This window comes from Clostridioides sp. ZZV14-6009 (assembly GCF_020658095.1).
GTDB lineage: Bacteria > Bacillota > Clostridia > Peptostreptococcales > Peptostreptococcaceae > Clostridioides.
The window spans coordinates 91,633-114,411 of record NZ_JAGWDG010000010.1 but is presented as its reverse complement, the minus strand read 5'-3'; the positions used below and the strand labels follow the sequence as shown (position 1 = coordinate 114,411).

Sequence of the window (22,779 nt, the reverse complement as noted above, 5' to 3'; positions counted from 1 at the left end):
TTTTACCTCATCTCATTATTATATTGAGTTATTCTTAAATCCTATACTGTCTATTTTACTCATAAATATTACTGGATTATAAGTTAATATAACTCCAGTAATATCTATTTTATATAAATACAGTTTACTAATATATCTAATTAAAAATTGACTAAATTTAATCTTATCTCTTTTAAATAATTATTTCTTATAAGTAAGAAGTACACTATTTGAACTATAAACAAGCTTCCCATTACCAAAACTGCAGATGATGCAACCTCTATATCAAAAGAGTTCTTGAGTGCAGTAAGTGCAAATACCGAATGTACAACAGCTACTACATAAGGTAACAAAAACACAATTCCAATCTCAATGCTTGAAGCTCTTTTAATCTCCTTATATGTCATCCCCAATTTATTTAACTGTTCATACTTTTTCTTGTCAATTTGACAATCCATATAAAACTTATTATATAAGAAACTACTTGTAGTAACAAAGAAAATTAAACCTATAAATACTGCTAAAAACATAAATGTAGAATATGTTAGTTTACCAGTTTCTATCATTAATTCTTTAGAGAAGAACAAATATGGTTGCATTCTAGACTCATTATCAAATTTATCTTCAAATTGTCTACATATATCTATAGTTTTACTTGAATCTTCTACCTCAAATGTTGAAAATCTATCTATTATAAACTTTGATTTTATACTATCATAAAAATTATCTTTTACCACATACATATTTTTATAATACGCTGGCATAACACATTCTTCAACTTGTTTTGCCACCTTTAAACTTCTATTCCCTATAATGACATTTTCTTTGACTTTCTTATCTCCAGGTAAACTTGATGAAAACAATGATATAGATTCATTATCTTCAAAACTTATAGGCTTAACTCCTATAGTCTTTGTAATTTCTAGGTACTTTGATTCTTTCATTATTCTCACATTAAAATCACTTTTCTTAGGAAATACAGTTTTAAACTCACCATTAACTCTTGCATAATCTATACCTTCTTTTTTCAACTTATTTTCTATAAAACTCATTCTTTCCTTATCTTTCTCTTTACTGTCAGGTTTATTAGTGTCATTATGCAAAGTCATTGTTGAATAATATATTGTGCTAGGATATATTAAATTAATTTGACGTTTTACATCTTTCCAAAATGAGTAAACAGTACCTATAGCAGTGAATGCCACTGCAGAAGTTATAGTTATCAAAAAGAATATCCTAGCATTATCTTTTACCTTATAAATTAAATTTGAAATCCAAAGCATATTTGTATTACTTCTATAAAAACTTTTCTTCATCTTCAATTTTTTTATAAAGTACACACTAAATTGAGAAAAGAATAAATAAGTTGCTACTATCGTCAGAGATGTAACTGGAACTAAGCGTAAATATGTTGTATATTGGTCAGTTGATGTAACAGCACTATAATACGCTATTATAAACAGGCAAATACTTAATATAGCAAGTATTAGTGATGTTTTAGGCTCTGGTTTTGGAGTTTTTGTACCTTTAAGTAACTTCAATACTTGATTTTCCTTAATTATAAAAGAAGTAAATATAGATGTTAATATAGCTAAAACCATAAAATAAATTAAAGTGGAAAATATTGCATTTAATGGTATATAAAATTCTAGTGGTGATAATTCTAAAAAAGTAGACATAGTTACTAAAAATATCTTTGAAAAAATTAAACCTACTATTATCCCAATTACAGAAGATACTATATTTATTACTATATTTTCTATAAGAACCAATTTCATTACTTGTCGTTTTGATATCCCTGTAATATAGAGTATTCCAAACTCTTTATATCTACTCTTAAGAAAAACACTCACTGAATAAAACACAAAGAAGAATAAAAATAAATATGCAATTATTTTACTCATCTTAAGACCTTCTTTTAAATAGTCAGGAAATTGAGCTATATCTAAGCCTGGATGACTTGTAAACATAATAAAAGAAAAAAGTAGTGAAGAGGATATAACAATACTTGCTAAATATCCTAGATATGCTTTAATATTTCTTGAAATATTATTAATGGCAAATTGTTTTATGTTCATTAATTATCTCCTCCCAATAATGTAAGCACATCCATTATTTCTTGATAAAATTGCTCTCTACTATTTTCCTTATATATTTCATTGTATATAGCTCCATCCTTTATAAATAAAATACGATTACAATAGCTTGCTGCTAATGGGTCATGAGTTACCATCATAGTAGTAACTTTATTCTCTTTATTTATCTTTTGAAATAGCTCCATTACAGTCTTTGATGATTTTGAATCTAAATTACCTGTTGGCTCATCTGCTAAAAGTATTGATGGTTTATTGATTAATGCCCTAGCAATAGCAGTCCTCTGAGCTTGGCCACCAGACACTTCAAAAGTCCTTTTATTTAATAAATCTTCTATACCTAAAATTTTAGATACTTCATTTAGCTTTTCATCTTGTTCTTTTACACTTACCTTATCTAATGTCAATGGCAATACTATATTTTCACCAATAGTTAAAGTATCTAATAAATTAAAATCTTGAAATACAAACCCCAACTCTCTTCTTCTAAATAAGGCAAGTTCTTCACCTTTTAATGATAATGGATTTTTACCTTTTAATTCTATTTTTCCTGTAGTTGCTTTATCAATAGTAGAAATCATATTTAAAAGAGTAGTCTTGCCACTTCCAGATGGTCCCATAATTCCTACAAATTCTCCGTCCTCTATACTAAAACTTATATTGTTTAATGCATTAAAAATCATTTTTTTACCATATACTTTGCTCAAATTACTCACAATTAAGGTTTTCATTATTTATAACTCCTTTCTAATTTATAAAATGACATGAAGTATATATTAAATACTACTCATATTAATTAAAGAAATTTTATATAAATACTGAATTTATTTTAGTTTATATACTAATTATATTGGTAAAAGCTAATATAGCAAGTACTATACCTGCCACTATTCTATATATAGCAAATACTCTCATTGGTTTTTTCTTTAGAAAATTTACGAACTTTTCCATCACTACTATAGACACAAGAAATGCTACTATAAATCCAACAATTAAAGCAATCCACAAAGTTGGTGTCATTATTGAATAATCAAATTCAAATAAATCTAGTCCTGAAGAAGCTACCATTGCTGGTATAGCTAAGAAAAATGAAAATTCTGCTGCTGTAGGAGAATTAAGCCCTGCTATCCATCCACCCATAATAGTAGATGCACTTCTTGACATTCCTGGCCACGCAGATAAAACTTGTAATACACCGATTTTTAAAGCTTGCACTGGAGTGATTTTATCTATATTATCTGTTGAGTGCTTCTTTTTTCTAAATAGAGTTTCTATTACTAATAATAAAATACCCCCAACTATGAACCCTATAATTACAGATTGTAAGTTAAACAATGCTTTTATGTTATCATAAAATATAACTCCCACAATCCCAAATGGTATACAACCTACAATAACATTTATTCCAAATTTAAATCCAGTTTTTCCTTCCTTACCTCCAGTAAATATGAATTTAAAAAACTCTATAACACTATCCTTTATTTTTTTCCAGTAAAGTACTACTACTGCTAGTATAGCTCCAAGTTGTATTACAACTTCAAACATCTCAGCAAATTGACCTTTAAAATCTATTAAGCTTCCCACCAAAATCATATGACCTGTAGATGACACTGGAATAAATTCTGTAAGTCCCTCTACTATAGCTATTATGATTGATTTTAATATAAAAATAATATCCAAACTCATTGATAAACACCCTTTCTTTACTATATAATCTTCTTAAAATTTCTTTTCTTATGTCATTTCTTATATTAATTTTAATTGACATTAGAAAATTTCACTATCTACAAACATTACACAAACATTACATCTATGTAATATTTGCAAAAAATAAACTATCTTAAAATTAGATTGTATAATTATAAATCTTATTAAAAAATATATACACATTAATTTTAACAAGACATTTAAATTATAAATACAATGTTAATCCATCTTAAAATAGTCTCTTATTAGTTTATATTATCTTTACTAAATATTATTGAAACTTCGGTTCCTTTTCCTACTTCTGATTTTATATTGACCTTATGACCTAAGTTGTCACATACTTTTTTTACTAGATAGAGTCCCATACCTGTAGATTCTCCAAATTTACGTCCATTTTCTCCTGTAAAAAATGGGTCAAATACTCTTTTTATATCTTTAGATACAATTCCAACACCTTTGTCTATTATACTTAAAATTATAGACTTATTATTTTCTTCAGATTTTATAATCAAATCTTTACTATAATCTTTAGAATATTTAACTCCATTTGTAATTAACTGATTTATTATAAATTTCATCCATTTTATATCTGTATAAATATAAATAGATTTATCTATATCTATTTTAGGAATTATCCCATTCTTTATAAATAATCTCTTTTCATCATTTATAGTATCTACTATAATATCATTCAAATTAGCTTTTTCAACCACAAAATCTTTCTGAAATTCATCCACTCTTGCGAAATACATAGCCATGTTTAAACCTTTATTAACTCTATCTATCTCCTTTTTTATATTTTCAGTAACTTCTTCACCTTCATATTCCTGAAGTTGAAGACTTATAACTGATATTGGAGTCTTCATTTGATGAATCCATTGGTTGATAAAAGTTAAATGTTCACTATGTATTTTTTTATGTTCCTGAATCATTGATTGATATAATCTATGTTGTTGTTTTAAAATAACTGATATGTTTTCTCCAAAAAAAGAGCTCCCTAAATATAAAAAGGATTCATCTAAAGAGTTTATACCTTTTTTAAAGAGATTATATACTTCTCTATTTTTATAATATTTATATATCAAAAAAAACAATAAGATAAAAGTACTAAACAATAAGATATATAAAGCTTCTTCTACACTGATAAATTTCATAAGACTACAATAAATAATTGTCATAGATATTCCTAAATAATATATAAAAATATAGCCTTTACAATCTTTAAATAATAATTTCATATTCTCTCCTTACCAATTTTTATTTAACTTATATCCTACTCCTCGTACAGTTTGAACAGCATCATTTATACCTAACTCCTCAAATCTTTTTCTTATTCTACTAACATTTACATTTAGAGTATTTTCTTCTACAAACTCAATATCATCCCATATCTTTTCTAATAGATAATCTCTACTTACTACTTTAGGGTATTTTTTTATAAGACACTCAAGTAATATTCCTTCTTTTTTAGTGATAATCAAGGTCTTATCCTCTAACTCTAGCTCTAATCTTTCTGGATAAAACTTTAGTCCATCTAGTTCTAATATTCTCTCATCTATTTTAGGCGAATATTCACCATATACCCTTCTTATATGACTTTTTATCTTTGCCATTACTACATCATAATAAAAAGGCTTTGTTATATAGTCATCAGCTCCACTTTCTAAAGCTCTAATCTGGTCTAAATTACTATCTCTAGCTGATACAAAAATTATAGGAATATTTGATTGTTGTCTAATACATCTACACCAATAGAATCCATCAAACTTTGGTAAATTTACATCTAAAAGCACTAAGTCTGGCTTGAAATTTGCAAATGTAGTAATTATATTATCAAAGTTTTCTTCAACCATTACTTCAAATCCATATTTCTCTATATAATCTTTAAGTAATGTACTTATTGATATATCATCTTCTACAATATATATTTTATGACTCATATAATTCCTCCATATTTTAATTTTCTTATTTACCCTATGTTAATATTACATTCTCATATTGCTCCATATATAAACATACCATTAGCATATATTTTTATCAATAGAATAGAAAAAGTTACCTTAAATAAGGTAACTTAAACTTTTAGCACTATTAACTCTACTATTTAGCATTATATATTAATTCTTTTATGTCTACTTTTTTCTCTTGTAATCCATTTTTTATTAAGAAGTCTTGTGTCTCTTCAAGAGAAGATATATCTTTGTCTGTTATATCTAAACTAAAATCATACCAAGCATATAACTCTTTAGTTTCTTCAACGCTTAAATCAACTTCTTTTGCTACCTTTTCCATAGCTTCATCAAAGTTATTGTCTACATATTCTAAAGTTTCTTTTTCAACTTTCATAAATCTTTCAACTACCTCTGGATGTTTTTCAGCAAAATCTGTACTAACAGCAGTTACTATTATACCATCTACTAAACCTTCACCATTTGCTACAAGTTTACTTCCAGACTTCATGGCTTTAAGAGCTGCTGGTCCAGCAATCAATGCAGCATCAACACTACCATCAGAAAGAGCTGCTGATGCTTCTGGAATACCCATATTAACAAACTCAACATCATCCATACTTAGTCCTTCTTTATCAAGTGCTGCAATTAATACTTGATGTAATATAGTTCCTTTTGGTCCAGCAACCTTCTTGCCAACTAAATCTGCTGCTGATTTTATTGAATCATTATTTGTTAAAATCATAAATCCTTTTGGTGATCTACTATAAGTGTTTAATATTTTTAAATCTACACCATTAGATGCTGCTATTAAAGCTGATGTCCCTCCTAATGCATGTAAAAAATCTATCTCTCCAGCCGCTAAAGCCTGTGTTTGCTCCGGTCCTGTAGTTATTTCATGAAAATTAACTGCTATATTATCCTTTTTAAATTCTTTCCCAAATAAATCATCTTGTTTTTGAATTATAGAAGGCACATTTAGTGGTGATTTTACATAAGTTAAATTTATTTCTGAAAGATTTTCACCCTCATTCTTTTTTGCACATCCAGCTAAAGACGCTGTTGTAAGTGTTAATATTGTTATACCTATCAATAGTTTTTTTAATTTCATATTTTTACTCCTTAAAATATTATTAATTTCTTTAAATGCTTTTATTTGATTTCATTGTCATTAAAATATCTTTTTTTAATTTAATATAGTAATTTGAAGTTAAATCTCTATTATAATCATCCTCTATATTAAATTCTTCTATTTTTCTTTCCTTTGTAAAAACAACTATTTTTTTGCCTATCTTTAATGCTTCATCAATATCATGAGTTACAAATATTACACCTTTATTGGTTGATTTATGTATTCTTATAACTTCATTTTGCATATCAATCCTTGTAAAATAATCTAGTGCTGAAAAAGGCTCGTCCATAAACAACATATCTGGATTAAAAGAAAGTGCTCTAGCTATACTTACTCTCTGTGCCATACCTCCTGAAAGCTCATTTGGATAAGAATTTTTAAATTTCTGTAAGTTCATCATTTTAAGATATTTTTCTATATCAATACTATCTTGTTTGTTTGATTTACTTAAATCATCCTTGCCATTTAAATATATAAGATTATCATTTCTATCTTTATTAGTGGTACTTTTTGAGTGATTTAACTTATTGAGTATTTTATTTAAAAGAGTGTTTTTTCGTTGATTGTGAAAAGCTATATTTTCACTTACATTTAACCATGGCATCAACCTACTTTCTTGAAATACAAAGCCAACATTAGGTTTATACTCTTTATTATCTTTTACAAACCTAATTTCACCACTATTTACATCTTCAAGTGATGCAATTGCCCTAAGTAAAGTAGTTTTGCCACATCCACTTTCACCTAAAATTACAGTTATATGACTTTTATCTATACTTAAAGAAATATCACTAAGCACTACATGTTCTTCATTATCAACTTTATAACTTTTAGATAGATTTCTGATTATATACCCAGAATTACATACTAGACTACTCATATGCTTCCACCATCTTTCCTTTGCTTACCTTCTTTACAATAATTGAAAATATATAGTCTGTAATTATTCCTAGAAGTCCAATTACAATTATTCCTACAATAACAACATCTGTTCTAGACATTTCTTTTCCATCAGATATTAAATATCCAAGACCTGACGAAGCAGCTACAAGTTCAGCTCCTATAATTGCTCTAAAACTATATCCAAGTGCTAACTTTAGACCAACTGCAATATCGAGAATTGCATTAGGAATAATTATTCTAAATATTATCTGAAGCTTTGACAATTCAAATACTCTGCCTACTTCAATTAACTTTGAATCACAATTTTTAATCCCCTTTAATGTACTTGTAAAGATTGGGAAAAAAGATGCCAAAATTATAATTATTATTTTTGATTCTTCACCTATACCAAACCATAATATAAGCATTGGTATTAGAGCAAGCGGTGGTGTATTTCTCAAAAAATTTATCAATGATTTAAAGTACTCATAAACTTTACCATAAATTCCAAAGAATATACCTAAAGGAACACCTATAATTGTACTTATTGCAAACCCTATCAAAACTCTTTTCATACTTGCATATACATTAATAAATATTGAACCATCATTTATCATATTTAAAAATGTACTATACACTTTTTCAGGTGGTGGTAGTATATATTCACTCCAAATACTAAGATAATTTGTAATTTTCCACAATACAAGAATTATAAAAAATATTAAAACACTTTTTATTAACCTCAAAAGTTTATCATTAATTTTATTGCCCATTTACAAACCATCTCCATTATTACATCCATCTTTACAATAAAACATTTCTACTATATCGTACTTATCCTCAGAGCCATTTTTAATTTCTTGTATTTTACTTAATATTTCATCTTCACTTGATACTTCAAGAACTTTTTCAAAAGAATCCTTAAAATATCCTAATGGAATTGGAGATTCATCTATTTTTCCAAGTGATTTTATACCTTCTTTTTCAGCAAATTCCTTCCATGTATAAAATACAGCATTATCTTTGCCTTTAAACTTTTCACTTGCAAAATCTCTTAATTGTGTACATGGACAGGTTACTATTAACATATCTTCTTCACTTTTAATATATTTTTCATATAAGACTCTACAAGTCCTTACTAATATTGGTTCTATCATAGGAACTTCAAAGCCACTTATCAAATTATTTCTTTTTAAAAGATTTATGCTTTCTGGACATCTACAATCTAACATTGTATTTTCAATTTTTTTTGCATATTCTTTGTACTGATTCTTTACATATTCTAATTGCGCCTCACATTCAACCATTATGTACCCTTTTTTTATCAAAGTTTCTTTGATAATATTAAACTTTTCCCCATACATTTTTTCTGCTACTGGATTTATTAGAAGATATTTATTCATAGCTCCTCCTATTATTTAATATTGAATATTATTCTCAACTATTAGTTTAAATGAGCACTTAGTTTTTGTCAATATATTAATTTTTTCTTAAAAAAGTAATGTTTATTTACAAATTATTACTATTTTACTTACAATATTAAAATAATATATTCAATTTGTTTTAACAATAACATATGTATATTACTATTAATCTACTTATAATGATATATACACAATTAGTATAGATAATTTGACATTGATTCTATATATGTAAAATAAAAATGTGATAAAAAACTAAATTATACTTTGCTAATTTACTAAAAAAAGTGAAGTATAATTAATACTTCACTTTTTTTAGTAATCACAAATATTTTATTTTAATATCATCAATAATCTGTAAAATCTTATCTCTAACATCTATGGGTTCTAGTACCTCAATATTTTTTCCAAAAGAAAGTATATATCCATAAATCCAGTCGTTTTGTGGATATTGTACAGTCACTATAAAATTTCCATTGTTATCATCTGATATATTGTCAATATCAAATTCATCATATACTCTATATCCTATATCTTTAGAAATTTTCAATTCCAAATTGATATTTTTATACTCATTTTCTTTTATTTCTCCTACTTCTGTTGGTATACTCCTCACAAATGTCTGCTCACAGACGCAGATATTTCTCATCCTTATAATTTTAAAAATTCTATAATCATTTTTTTTACGACAATAAGCTTTAAGATACCATGATTTTTCTTTAAACCAAATCATAAGTGGCTCTACACAGCGTAAACTTATTTTTCCATAAGTGTCTATATATTCAAAAGTTATAATATTACAATCTAATATAGCAGATTTTATCTTTACAAATTTATCTTTTTCTCTATCATCACTACCCCAATGAGAAAAATCAACACTTATCCAGCTTGTATCTGATTTGCAGAATAAAGGTTTAAGTTTTGCCAATGTAGAATCAATATTTGGATACTTAAGTGCATTTAAGCTCTCCAGTGAAGCTAAAATTTCATTCTGCTCTTGCTCAGATAAAATAGATTTATCAAAAGTGAAATTATCTAAAATACCTATACCACCATTTCTACCTTTGTCAGTATAAATTGGAATACCAGAAGATGACAATATTTCAATATCTCTACAAATAGTTCGTCTAGATACTTCAAAGTGTTCAGCTAACTCCGTTGCAGTGACTCTTTTCTTATCTAACAGGATATAAATAATTTCAAATAATCTATTACTTTGCATATAATCACCTCATTACTTTATTATAGTATAACAATAAAGCAATATATATACTTACATCTCTTTTTTTACTTCAAAACGCAAAACAGTCTTCAACAAATCAGCATTTGATACTTTACTTTCATTAGTTATATATATTTCACGATGTATATCAGATTTTCTTATAAGTTTATTTTTCTTGCAAAATTCATTCATAATAATAAAACTCTCTGGTTCATTATCATATGAACCTCTATGAAGCATTTGAACACATAGTCCATCATTAATAATTCCAAATTCAACATTTTCAATCAGATTATGTGGCTTTTTCTTTTTTACTATCTCAATTGCTTTGCTTAATAAATCTTGTGTAACAAAGTCTGGTTGACGTATCATTATAGTATAAATCAATTCTTCCTTAATAAGTGTACTTGAACATTTACTATCTTCTGTTTTATCCCATATAGCTTCTAATGGAAAAACAGTATAATCAAAGTAACCTTCTGGCACAATACCCTTTTTAGGCATAGTTTTTATTGCATATGCTAAAGAATATAGAACTCCAATTGCCTCACTAAACTCTTTATCATTTGGATTTCCTTTTCCTTTTATCATAATAAATTTCTGTTCTGGTACATCAACTATTACAGGATTCTCATTAGGTAAATATAACTTTTTATCTTTCTTTCTCCATTCATACTTCATAAAAAATACCTCCGTATATTTATTTTATACATTGATATTATCATGATAAAAGTGACAACAGTGTGTCACAATTTATAAAATAAATTATATTATAAAATCTTCATCTTCTAACTCTTCATAGACCCCTTTTTGATATCCATTACCTTTAGTTGAAAAGAAATCATGTGTTTTAGTTTCAGTACTAAGTCCATTTAACACAATTGGATTGATAGCATTTACAGTATAAAGTCTTTCAAATCCTAAATTTTCTAAAGCTCTATTTGCATTGTATTTCAAAAAATCTACAACCTCTTCTTCAAGTCCACTATCTTTATATATTACATTTGTATACTCTATCTCATTTTCCATAAGAATATCAAGTATAGAATACATCTTATCTTCTAATTTTTTCTTATCAGCATTGTCAAATGAATTGTATATTTCTTGCGCAAGAAGTCCTATATATTTACCATGTAAAGACTCATCTCTAAGAATAAGTGATATTATTTCTCCACTAGCAACCATTTTTCCTTGACCAGACAGATACAATGGATAAAAGAATCCTGAATAAAACAAGAAACTCTCCAAAAACACACTTGTAACCATTGATAAATATAAATTCTTTTGGTTTGTAGTATTTTCATATTGAGCTAAAACTAAATCAGCCTTTCGTTGTAATGTTGGCTCTGTTTCTATCCATTCAAATAAATCATCTATCTCGGAGTTAGAAAGCAAAGTCATAAATATAGAAGAATAACTTTTTGCATGTATTTCTTCCATAGTACCCATAAAAGATAAAACTGCTTTTCTTTGAAGATTATCTGTTAAACTCATCATCGATGGAATCCCATTATTCCCTTGCTTTGTATCCAGTAATGTCAGTCCACCTAATACTTTTTTATATAAATCTTTTTCATTATCATCTAATTCATTCCATACCTTAATATCTTTAGAAACAGATATTTCTTCAGGAAGCCAAAATTGTTTTACATTTTGTTCCCAAAAAGCCTGTGTGAATCCATCTTCTTCTTTATTCCAATTAACTGCATCATGTGTTTTATGTAATTTAAATGTCATATATTTCTCTCCCTATACTGAACATACTAGACACTCATGAGTGTCTCTTGTCATCTTTGTTCTTGTGTAATATAAACTTTTCAGACCTTTTTTATATGCATATATGTAATGTCTAGCTATATCTCTAGTTGTCTTTTCATCTGTAACAAACAATGTTGTTGATATTCCCTGGTCAACATGTTGTTGAACTGTTGATACTAAATCTATAACTTTCCTCATATCCATTCTATATGCTGATTGATAATACAACATATTTTCATTAGTTAAAAATGGCATTGGATATATCGTAGTTGAATCTCCATATGTTCTTACTTCTACTGGCTCAGTAATTGGCATTATACTTGATGTTGCATTTTGAACATAACTAATACTTTGAGTTGGTGCTACTGCCATTAAATATGCATTATATATACCTTTTTCTTTGACCTCATCCAATAATTTTGTCCAGTCTTCTTTTGTTGGTATATAAATACCTTCAAATAATGCTTTTACCTTTTCTAACTTAGGTAGATAAGATTGTTCATAGTATTTTGATAATACCTTGCTTTTTCTTCCCTTAGCATACTCTGATTTTTCAAACCCTTCAAAAGTTTGATTTTTTTCTATAGCTATTTTCATAGATGCTTTAATTGAATAATATCTAATCATTGCAAAAAATACATTAGAAAACTCTATAGCATCCTCTGAAGTATATAAAATATTTTCTCTTATTAAGTATCCATGTAAATTCATAGCTCCCAATCCTATAGAATGAGATTTGCTATTGCTATTATTTACAGTCGGTACTGGCTTTATGTCTGTTTTATCTGCTACAAATGTCAATGCTCTTATCGATGTCTCAACTGTGCTTTCTATAGTTTTATTGTCCATAACATTTGCTATATTTAAAGAACCAAGATTACAACTTATATCTTGACCCCATTTATTTTCTCCACCATAGCCTTCTATTTCTGAAGATGTTTGGTATTGGAATATTTCACAACACAAATTAGACATTTTTACCATACCAACCTCTTTCAATGTATGTTCCCTATTGGCTGTATCTATGTACACTACATATGGATATCCACTTTCTTGTTGCATTTGTGCTATTTTAGTCAACATTTGTCTAGGATTTATTTCTTTTTTTCTTATATCTTCATCATTAACTAACCTATCATACCACTCACTTATTTCTATCTCATCAAGGTAAACTCCATACTTTTTATACACAGTATGAGGATAGAATGCATAGGCTACTTCATTTTTTTCTGCTAACTCCATAAATTTATCAGGTATAATAGCTCCCAGCGATAATGTAGCAAGTCTTATTTTTTCATCAGCATTTATCTTTTTAGTATCCATCAATAATTCAAAATCAGGATGAAATACTGTGAGATAAACTGCACCAGAACCTTGCCTAGCTCCCATCTGATTAAAATAGCTGAATGATTGTTCCAACATTTTAGCTACTCCAACAACACCTCCAGCTGCACCTTCTATATCTTTAATAGATTCACCTGATGCTCTAAGCTTAGATAAGTTTAGTGCAACTCCTCCACCTATTTTTGATAAATGATTTGATGAAGATATAGCATATGAAATACCTTCTGTGCTATCTTCTACAGATAGTAAAAAACATGATACCATTTCTCCTGCTCTTTTTCTTCCAGCATTTAAAAATGTAGGTGTAGCTGGTTGAAATTCTTGTTTTACTATTTTGTCTGCCAAGTTTAAAGCTAGACTCTCATCACCATTTCCTAATGTTAAAGCTACAATTAATACTTTTTCATTATACGTTTCTAATATTTCTTTTCCATCATTACTTTTTAATGCATAATTTTGATAAAATTTATTTGCACTCATATATGACTGAAACTTAAATTTATGTTCCTCAATAAGTTTGTATATCTTTTTGATAAAATCCATGCTGTATTTATGTATTACTTCTTCTAAATAATAACCTTCCTCCATTAAATACTTCAATCTTTCTTCTAGATTGTTAAATTTCTTTAACTTTGGATTTATAAATTCTTCTATGTAACTACTTAGGGCTTCCTTATCCTTTTCCAATTGATATTTCCCTTGTTCATTTTTAATTATCACTTGATTGTTAAGCTCTATCCAATTCATTATTTACCGTCCTTTTAACATAATCTTGTGCTATAATTTCATTTAATTTACTTATTATTTCTTTTAATATTTATCAGTTCAAATTCCAAAAACAACCTATAATTATAGGGCATAATAAGTATTTTTCAAAAACAAAAGCACTACATATAGTTAGTGCTTTATCTATTATATACTACATATAGTATATACACAAATTTTTTTATATCTAAACTTTTATTATTATATCATTGATATTATTTTTATTTAAAGAAGTTAAAATCATAGTTATTATCTTCCTTTCTTTACTTTATTCTCTAAATAAAACCATAAAAATATTTACTCAATGTTTATATGTTACTAGAAATAATAAATCTTCAATAAGATATTTAATATTTTATATATTATTTAGAAGTTTTTTATTTATTGTTATATAATTAAATATATGACTATTTTTCTACTAAATATATAAAAATAAATTAGTGAAGGTGATTTTAATGAAAACTGTTTCTAAACAAGAATTAGAAAAAATACTTGATAAACATTATTTGTGGCTTAAAAATAATAATGATGGAGAAAGGGCAGATTTAAAAGAAGTAAGATTAGAAAATATGGATTTAAGAGGATATTGTTTAAGTAATATTGACTTTTCGTGGTCTGACCTAATCAATTTAAATTTAGAAAAGGCAGATTTAGAAAACTCTAGCTTTAAGAATTCTTATTTTTCAGATTGTTCATTAAAAAATTCTATATTAAAAAATGCAGACCTAGGTGGTGCCAATTTTAGATTTTGTGATTTATCTAACTCAGATATTAGAGGAACTAATTTAGAAAATTCTAATTTGGAATATGCTACATTGGATGGAGTAGTATCAGATGAAAGTACTCGTTTTTTTAAATTGTACTGTCCTGAAACAGGTGCATTTGTAGCTTATAAAAAATGTTTTAATTTTAGAATGGTGCAATTATTGATACCAAGTGATGCAAAAAGAGTATCTGCTACATCAAATGCTTGTAGATGTGACAAAGCAAAAGTACTATCAATTACAAGCATAGATGGTAAAGAATCTTTTAAAAGTGCTCGTGCATATGCTGATGAAAATTTTATATATCGAGTAGGAGAAATGGTGGTAGCTGAAGATTTTCATGAAAATAGATGGAAAGAATCAACTACAGGAATTCACTTTTTTTTAACTAGAGATGAAGCTATTGGTTATCTATAAAGTATTATTTTTTTATTTAAGTGTGCAGTTTAAAATACATAGTAAAAAATGTATCACTAAATAAATAATTTCTAAAAAAGAGTATCTAGAGATTTTAAAAATGTACTTTAAAAATCTACTTACGATACTCTTTTATATATTTTATCATTCCTAAATATGCCATAAATTACAATTTACAGTAAATTATTTTTATCAATACTATCCACTATTTTAGAAACTTTATCTACATATTCTATATTATCACTCAAATGCTTATAATATTTATTACTCTCATTTTTAGTTCTAAATGAATAAACTTTTTTATCCAATTTTAAAGCCTCTTTTATAATGTCTATATTTCTTTTATTTGTTTCTCCTACGCTAAATCCTGTGTCTATTATAATCTTAGAATTATTTAAATTTCTAATAGCCAAATCGAAACTTTCATCACTTATTGACTCAAATGGCTTTTCTGTAAACAACTTTATGCCCATAGTCCTACCAATTTCATAATCAATATCATTTTCATGTATTATGCCAGAATATATACCTATACCTCTTTTAGTAAAAGCTCTGTAGATTGGTGTTGCTTTACCACCTCCACCAATTATAAAAACTTCATTTTTTGATTTATTGCTAATTTCTACTGCACCTAACAAACTGTTAAAATTTTTATCCTCTAATTCATAAAGTGAATTTATCATATTTTCATCTACCATATCTTCTGGCTGACCATACGCTATAACTTTGTTGTTTTTCACAAGAACAACCTTATCACAACTTTTTAGCGCTATATCTATTTCATGTAATGAAAGTATTACTGATATTGATTTTTCCTTACTTAGTTTTTTTAGTATATTCATAAGTTCTAATCTATGCTTTATATCCAAATGAGTTGTAGGTTCATCTAATATTATTATTTCTGGCTCTTGAACTAATGCTCTTGCAACTAATACCTTTTGTTTTTCACCATCACTAAGTTCATCAAAATATCTTTTTTTTAAATGAAGTGCATTTACAGATTCTAATGAATCATCTACCATTATTAAATCTTTTTTAGATAGATTTCCAAAAAATCCTGTATAAGGGTATCTTCCCATATTAACTACATCTTGTACAGTCATTAAATCTCCTAATAATCTATTTGTAAGTACTAAAGCCATCTTTTTAGATAATGTCTTTCTGGAGATATGATTTATATCTGCATCATTTAAATATATTTCACCTCTTATTGGTGTTATGAGTTTAGATAAAGACCTTAATATAGTAGTTTTACCAGCACCATTACTTCCCAAAAGACATAATATTTCTCCATTTTTTACCTCTATGTTTATGTCACTTACAACTACTTTTTTATCATATCCAACACTTAAATTATTAGTTCTCAACATGTCTAAGCCCTATCCTTCCTTTTCATCAATAACATTATTACAATTGGAGCACCTAATAATGAAGTTATTGCACTTATTGGTAATTCTATTGGCGACAAAATTACTCTGGATACTAAATCACAAAGAGCTGTAACTATACTTCCTAAAAGAATTACTACTGGTATCAATACTCTATTGTCCGATGTTCTAAATATCAATTTTGCTATTTGTGGTACTGCAAGACCAATAAATCCTATAGGACCTGCAAATGCTGATACTATTGCTGCTAGTATACTAGATATAAATACTACCAAAAATCTAAAAAATTTTATATTTACACCAATACTCTTTGCATACTCTTCCCCTAGTAAAAAAGCATTTAGAGGTTTTATTATGAATATAGTCATCAAAAGACCTAATATGCCGACTAACATAAGTATTTCTACTTTTTCCCATGTAAATCCTGAGAAACTTCCCATAGACCACATAGTAAATTCTTTTAATTTTTCATTATTTGCAAATGATTGTAATATATTTGTTATTCCACTACATACATATCCAGTCATAATTCCTATAACTAAAAGCGTTGTTATATTTTTTACTTTGCTGGCAAATAGAATAACTATAGACATTACAATTAAAGCTCCTACAAATGCGGCTATAAATATACTCATTGAATTTATACTTTCAAATCCTAATGTATATCCGCCTAAAATCATCAGTGCTACTGATAAAGTGGCACCTGAAGACACACCTAAGATATATGGTTCAACTATTGGGTTTTTGAAAAATATCTGTAGTAAAATACCAGATACTGCTAAGCAAGCACCTCCTACCATAGTTGCAAGAACTCTAGGAATCCTTATATTATAGATTATTTTATAGTGTTCTGTACTATCTATTCCTCTTAATACAACATCTATTATTTCTTTAAATTCGATTTTTACAGAACCAAATGCTACACATATCAAAAAAGTAAGTATTATGCCTACAATTAAGGTTATAAATATAGTAGTATTTTTAATTCTGCTTTTATTGATAAAGTCCATCTATATACTCCTCTTATTAAAAACTACATTAACTCAAATTTATAAAGTTTACTTGTTAATTTAATCTTATCTATTACTTATCATAATTTACATAATGCTTAATTTTTTCACCAGTAGTACCTGGGTGAAACATTTCAACCAAATCTACTATTAATTCATCTGTCCTATCCACCGATTGATAATAATCTGGAGCAAACACCCATAAATTCCCTTTTTTGACAACATCTAAATCAGATAACACTGGTGCACTAGATTTTATAGACTCTAAATTTGGTGCATAATCTGAACTTGATGAATACACAAATATATCTGCATCTTTTGCTACTTCGTGCAATTGCTCAATACTTACTCGCCCTTCATTTGAATCTATTGAGGCACAAGCATTTATTCCACCTGCCATGTTTATCATATTATCTACATATGAATTTTTAGGTGCTATATAAGCATTACCTTCATATACAGACGCCCATACAACTTTAGGTTTACTTTTATTTTTTATTTTTTTACTAACTTCTTCTATTTTTTGTACTGTTTTATCTAATTCACTAGTAGCTATATCCTCTTTATCATAAAATGCAGCTATTAAGCTTGTCCACTCCATTCTTCCAAATGGATTTTGTTCTTTATATTCATTATCTACAACATAGTTAAGTCCCAATTCTTCTAACTTATCTATAAACTTTGTATCTGCTTCTGATAAACCACTACTCACTATAGTCAAGTCAGGATTTAAGTCTACTATTTTTTCATAGTCTGGTGCTAAATTTGAACCGACATAATGTATCTTTCCATCTTTCATTAAATTTTTAATTTCTTTGATAGTCCAATATTGTTCTTCTGTTGTTACTGCTTTTATACTATCTAACTCACCTATCGTCCTTAAAGAGCAAGCTTGTGTTGTAGATGCTATCAATACATTATCCACAGGTGTCCTAACTATATTTGCATTCTTGTATTTTTCAGGTATTTTTATCTTTTTAGGAATCAAAATTAGTTCTCTATTATCTCCATCAACAACCTTTTTAATTCCATCTTCTAAATTCTCAACACTAAACCCACTTGCATATTTTAATTCTAGTTTTTCACCGCTATTAACTTGTTCATTGTTGTTATCTTTTTTGCTACAACCTACAATACCTCCTACGAAAAAAACTACCATTACAATTAAGAAAAACTGCTTTAAAACATTTGATTTAAATTTCATTACTTTCACTCCATTATTTTATTTTTTATGAGTGGCTACATATATTTTAAAAAGACATTTTACTAAAATTAATTTTATAAATATAACTTTTTAGTAAAATAAAAAACTTCTCCTAAATTAGCAAGGAGAAGCTTCTATATCAATTTTATAAAAAATGAATTGATATCTCATTTTATTATAAACTACAATCTCCACCCTAAATTGTATTTATGTAATACTGGGCAGGTCTCCTGACTCACGGCTTTTCCTCCATCAACCTTCCCAAAATTACTATGAATCTCAGTGGATTTGATTTTGTATCCGTATACAGTAGCGGGGGCTGTAGTGAATTTACATCACTTTCCCTATTAAACTAAAATAGTACCCTAGTATTATTTATATTTAATTTTTCATTAAGATAATTGTAGTTTATTGTTAATTACTTTGCAAGGTTGATTTAATATATCCACTCAAAAAGAGGGCTTAAAATGACTATAAAAATCAATTTAAAACCCTCTTTATCTTCCTAGTTTATATTTAATTCATCCATCAAATCTTTAATTTTACATACTTGATTTTCATTTGGCTTTATAAATGGAGCAGTTACATAATCACTTATTTCTAATCCTCTAATATTCATAGCTTTCTTCATTGCTGGTATAAATGGATTTGTTATTGAATAAAAATCCATTGCTTTATTAATATATTTTTGAATTTCAATAACTTTGTCCATATCCTTATTATTATAAGCTTCAGTCCATTTAAAACATACTTCTGGAATTAGATTTGATAAACCGCCTATACATCCTGCTCCTCCAGACATTAAGTTGTGTATAAAATTTTCATCATATCCACTATATATCTTAAAATTTGGGAACTCTGTTTTCATAGTATTTATTAAATCTCTAGTATGTCCCATTAAAGTTACTGTATCTTTATATCCAACTATGTTTTTATGCTTTCTTGCAAGCTTTAATGTAAGTTCTGGACTTAAATCATAACCAGTTCTATCTGGATAATTATATAGGTATATTTCTGCATCTGTGTTTTCAGCTATCTTACTGTAAAACAGTTCAATACTATCATCATCAAGTGAGAAATAATAAGGACTTATTATCATAACTCCATCTGCTCCACTATTATGTGCATAATTTGAAAGTTCTATAGACTCATCTGCACACATACGACTTGTACCTATAAACACTTTAACCCTCTTATCGACATGATTAATTACTAAATCTATAAGCTCTTTTTGCATATCCATAGACATATTAAAGAACTCTCCAGTACTTCCCATTATAACTAGACCATCTACTCCCCCATCTATAAGGTAATCATATACTTTTTTGTTTCCTTCTCTATCTAAATTTCCGTCTTCATCAAATATTGTAACAACTGGTGTCAAAAATTCTGCTTTCATAATTTAAACTCCTAAAATTTATTTTGATATGTTCATTTAATATGTTTATAGCCCATGTTTTAAAATTATATAATAAAACATTTACTTAACATAATTTTTCAATATTCCAATACTTTCAATCTCACATTCAATTACATCTCCACTATTCATATATCGAGGAGGAGAAAAGCCCATCCCTACTCCAGAAGGTGTTCCAGTAGCTATAATATCTCCTGCCTCTAAAGTCATCCCTTTTGAAAGTTGTGAAATTATATCTGAGATATCTGATATGAATAACTCTGTATTAGAATTTTGTCTTTCTTCATTATTTACTCTACTATATACATTAAGTTTTACTGGAAAAGAAATTGCACTTTTATGTAAGATACATGGCCCTAAAGATGTAAATGTATCTAATCCCTTTCCCCTAAACCATTGAACATGTTCTTTTTGCAACTTTCTAGCAGAAATATCATTTATCACAGTGTAACCAAAGATATAATCTTCTACATCTTCTTTTTCTATATTAACACCTGTTTTACCTATTACTACTCCAAGTTCAACCTCATAATCCAACTGATTATTTATATCAAAATGAGCATCTATCTCGTCTTCTGGACCTATTGCCTTTGTCACACGTTTTGTAAAATAGACTGTTTTCTCAGGTTCTTCAAAGCTACTATCAAAATGAGTTTGAGTTTCTTCAAGATGTTTTTTATAGTTTACTCCTACACATAAAATGTCATGTATTGGCTTTTCTATAGGAACATGTATAGTGCATTTTTCTCTTTTAAAAACATTATAGGCATTAAATGATTCTTCACTTATAATATTTTTTAACTTAATAATATCATCCTGAGATACGCTTTGAATTAAATCAATTACATCTATAAAAAATTTACTAAGACTTATGGAATTGACATCGATAATAAACAATTCATCCTTTGAGAGAATTCCTACCTTTTTAGATGTATCTTCAATACTACTAAAACTAACAAACTTCATACTATCACCCTTTAGTAAAATTCTAAATGCATACCTTTTTAAGTCCTATATTTTATACATAATTACACACTCTAGCTATTGCCATTTCAGTATATCCCAGTGATTCTGCTTTTGATTGCTTACCATTTGCTACATCTACAACTAGATTTAATAAATCATCTGTCAATTCTTCCATTGTCTGTGGTCCATATATAACTGGACTAGCATCAAAATCCATATTATCTTCCATATTTGCAAAAGTTATTTTATTTCCAGTTATTTTTATTACTGGAGCTATTGGATTTCCTGATGGAGTCCCTCTCCCTGTACTAAATACTACGACTTGAGCTCCTCCTGCAACCATACCCGCAACAGATGAAGCATCATTTCCTGGTGTATCCATTATTACAAGACCCTTCTTATCAATTTGCTTTGCATAATCATATACTTCACTTATTACTCTGTGCCCACCTTTGTGTATACAGCCTAGTGATTTTTCTTCCAAGCTTGTAAGTCCACCAGCTATATTTCCAGGAGATGGATTTCCTTCTCTAACTTCTTCTCCAACTAATTTTAATGAATTTTCATATCTATGTACTATATGTAGTATTTTTTCTTTTACCTCTTCATTTACTGCTCTTCTAGCTAATATATGTTCTGCTCCTATAAATTCAGTAGTTTCACTTAAAATTGAAGTAGACCCTAAATCAACAAGTCTATCACTTAATTCTCCTATTAGCGGATTAGCAGCTAGCCCACTTGTTGGGTCAGACCCTCCACATTCAGTCCCTAATATAAGTTCAGATATTGGAAATTCTTCTTTTCTAAGTAAAGAAGCTTCTTGTGCCATTTCTCTAGCATAACGAACAGCTTTTTCTATAGTTTTCAAAGTTCCATGCTCTTCTTGTATTACAAGAGTCTTTATTGGTTTATTTGTTCTCTCTTTTATTGCATCAACTACCAAGTCATTTTGACAATTTTCACAACCTAAAGACACAACTATTACACCATATACATTAGGATTTGCTGCGTATCCAGCCATAACATCCATAGTTAATTGTTGGTCTGAACTTACTTGAGAACATCCATTTTGATTATTAAAAGTAACAGCCCCTTGAACTTGTGAGGCTATAATTCTCGTTGTATCTGATGCACACACACTTGTAGGTAATATTAATATGTGATTTCTTATACCAACTCTTCCATCTGGTCTTTTATATCCATAAAATTTCATATTGATTTCCTCCTAAAATAGTCTCTTTATCATACTTTATGTGATTTTCTTGTACTATAAATTTTATTCTTATTGCTAATTAGCTAACTAAAATCATTCTTATTCAATCATTCAACACAAAATACTTTAATCATTTAATACTAAATAC

The 22,779-nt window shown here is 27.6% G+C and carries 20 protein-coding genes and 1 riboswitch; of the genes, 1 reads left to right on the top strand and 19 read right to left on the bottom strand.

Annotated features, from left to right (window positions below; translation table 11 throughout):
• Nucleotides 1-140 precede the first annotated feature (140 nt).
• The 13 genes from KGF36_RS13415 to nrdE form a co-directional block, all read right to left on the bottom strand.
• Nucleotides 141-2,057, bottom strand: coding sequence for an ABC transporter permease (locus KGF36_RS13415; protein WP_227829581.1), 1,917 nt, complete (start codon nt 2,055-2,057; stop codon nt 141-143).
• Entirely contained in the window at nt 2,057-2,803 is a 747-nt protein-coding gene (locus KGF36_RS13410) for an ABC transporter ATP-binding protein (RefSeq protein WP_227829582.1), read from the bottom strand. The genes KGF36_RS13415 and KGF36_RS13410 overlap by 1 nt, the downstream gene beginning before the upstream one ends.
• A 103-nt stretch (nt 2,804-2,906) precedes the next feature.
• Complete coding sequence (locus tag KGF36_RS13405) at nt 2,907-3,758, bottom strand: undecaprenyl-diphosphate phosphatase (RefSeq protein ID WP_227829583.1); 852 nt, start codon at nt 3,756-3,758, stop codon at nt 2,907-2,909.
• Between the two features lie 266 nt (nt 3,759-4,024).
• Nucleotides 4,025-5,017, bottom strand: a complete 993-nt coding sequence (locus KGF36_RS13400) for a sensor histidine kinase (protein WP_227829584.1) — start codon at nt 5,015-5,017, stop codon at nt 4,025-4,027.
• A gap of 9 nt (nt 5,018-5,026) precedes the next feature.
• Entirely contained in the window at nt 5,027-5,719 is a 693-nt protein-coding gene (locus KGF36_RS13395; protein WP_227829585.1) for a response regulator transcription factor, read from the bottom strand.
• A gap of 160 nt (nt 5,720-5,879) precedes the next feature.
• Nucleotides 5,880-6,839 carry an ABC transporter substrate-binding protein gene (locus KGF36_RS13390; protein WP_227829586.1) on the bottom strand — a complete coding sequence of 320 codons (960 nt, stop codon included), beginning with the start codon at nt 6,837-6,839 and terminating at the stop codon, nt 5,880-5,882.
• Between the two features lie 31 nt (nt 6,840-6,870).
• Entirely contained in the window at nt 6,871-7,740 is an 870-nt protein-coding gene (locus tag KGF36_RS13385; protein WP_227829587.1) for an ABC transporter ATP-binding protein, read from the bottom strand.
• Complete coding sequence (locus KGF36_RS13380) at nt 7,733-8,515, bottom strand: ABC transporter permease (protein WP_227829588.1); 783 nt, start codon at nt 8,513-8,515, stop codon at nt 7,733-7,735. The genes KGF36_RS13385 and KGF36_RS13380 overlap by 8 nt, the downstream gene beginning before the upstream one ends.
• Complete coding sequence (locus KGF36_RS13375; RefSeq protein WP_227829589.1) at nt 8,516-9,145, bottom strand: hypothetical protein; 630 nt, start codon at nt 9,143-9,145, stop codon at nt 8,516-8,518.
• 340 nt (nt 9,146-9,485) lie between these two features.
• Nucleotides 9,486-10,385 carry a helix-turn-helix transcriptional regulator gene (locus KGF36_RS13370; protein ID WP_227829590.1) on the bottom strand — a complete coding sequence of 300 codons (900 nt, stop codon included), beginning with the start codon at nt 10,383-10,385 and terminating at the stop codon, nt 9,486-9,488.
• Nucleotides 10,386-10,436: 51 nt separating this feature from the next.
• The gene (locus tag KGF36_RS13365) at nt 10,437-11,066 is read right to left on the bottom strand and encodes a GyrI-like domain-containing protein (protein ID WP_227829591.1); all 630 of its coding nucleotides are present in this window, start codon (nt 11,064-11,066) and stop codon (nt 10,437-10,439) included.
• 84 nt (nt 11,067-11,150) lie between these two features.
• Nucleotides 11,151-12,122 carry a class 1b ribonucleoside-diphosphate reductase subunit beta gene (gene nrdF, locus KGF36_RS13360; protein WP_227829592.1) on the bottom strand — a complete coding sequence of 324 codons (972 nt, stop codon included), beginning with the start codon at nt 12,120-12,122 and terminating at the stop codon, nt 11,151-11,153.
• 12 nt (nt 12,123-12,134) lie between these two features.
• Nucleotides 12,135-14,234 carry a class 1b ribonucleoside-diphosphate reductase subunit alpha gene (nrdE, locus tag KGF36_RS13355; RefSeq protein ID WP_227829593.1) on the bottom strand — a complete coding sequence of 700 codons (2,100 nt, stop codon included), beginning with the start codon at nt 14,232-14,234 and terminating at the stop codon, nt 12,135-12,137.
• Nucleotides 14,235-14,707: 473 nt separating this feature from the next.
• Between nrdE and KGF36_RS13350 the strand changes: the two genes are divergently transcribed.
• The gene (locus KGF36_RS13350; protein ID WP_227829594.1) at nt 14,708-15,433 is read left to right on the top strand and encodes a pentapeptide repeat-containing protein; all 726 of its coding nucleotides are present in this window, start codon (nt 14,708-14,710) and stop codon (nt 15,431-15,433) included.
• Nucleotides 15,434-15,606: 173 nt separating this feature from the next.
• On the opposite strand, the gene KGF36_RS13345 is transcribed toward KGF36_RS13350, so the two are convergent.
• From KGF36_RS13345 to KGF36_RS13320, 6 genes are all read right to left on the bottom strand, one after another.
• Nucleotides 15,607-16,803: an ABC transporter ATP-binding protein gene (locus KGF36_RS13345; protein WP_227829595.1), complete on the bottom strand. Its 1,197-nt coding sequence runs from the start codon at nt 16,801-16,803 to the stop codon at nt 15,607-15,609.
• Nucleotides 16,804-16,805: 2 nt separating this feature from the next.
• Nucleotides 16,806-17,831 carry a FecCD family ABC transporter permease gene (locus KGF36_RS13340; protein ID WP_227829596.1) on the bottom strand — a complete coding sequence of 342 codons (1,026 nt, stop codon included), beginning with the start codon at nt 17,829-17,831 and terminating at the stop codon, nt 16,806-16,808.
• Nucleotides 17,832-17,904: 73 nt separating this feature from the next.
• Nucleotides 17,905-19,035: an ABC transporter substrate-binding protein gene (locus KGF36_RS13335; protein ID WP_227829597.1), complete on the bottom strand. Its 1,131-nt coding sequence runs from the start codon at nt 19,033-19,035 to the stop codon at nt 17,905-17,907.
• Nucleotides 19,036-19,237: 202 nt separating this feature from the next.
• Nucleotides 19,238-19,418: riboswitch (cobalamin riboswitch) on the bottom strand.
• A 122-nt stretch (nt 19,419-19,540) separates the two neighbouring features.
• A complete protein-coding gene (locus tag KGF36_RS13330) occupies nt 19,541-20,434 on the bottom strand; it encodes a dihydrodipicolinate synthase family protein (protein ID WP_227829598.1) in 894 nt (297 codons plus the stop codon).
• An 81-nt stretch (nt 20,435-20,515) separates the two neighbouring features.
• On the bottom strand, nt 20,516-21,418 hold the full coding sequence (locus tag KGF36_RS13325) for a fumarylacetoacetate hydrolase family protein (RefSeq protein WP_227829599.1): 903 nt from the start codon (nt 21,416-21,418) through the stop codon (nt 20,516-20,518).
• A gap of 52 nt (nt 21,419-21,470) precedes the next feature.
• Entirely contained in the window at nt 21,471-22,631 is a 1,161-nt protein-coding gene (locus KGF36_RS13320) for a UxaA family hydrolase (RefSeq protein WP_227829600.1), read from the bottom strand.
• Nucleotides 22,632-22,779: the final 148 nt, after the last annotated feature.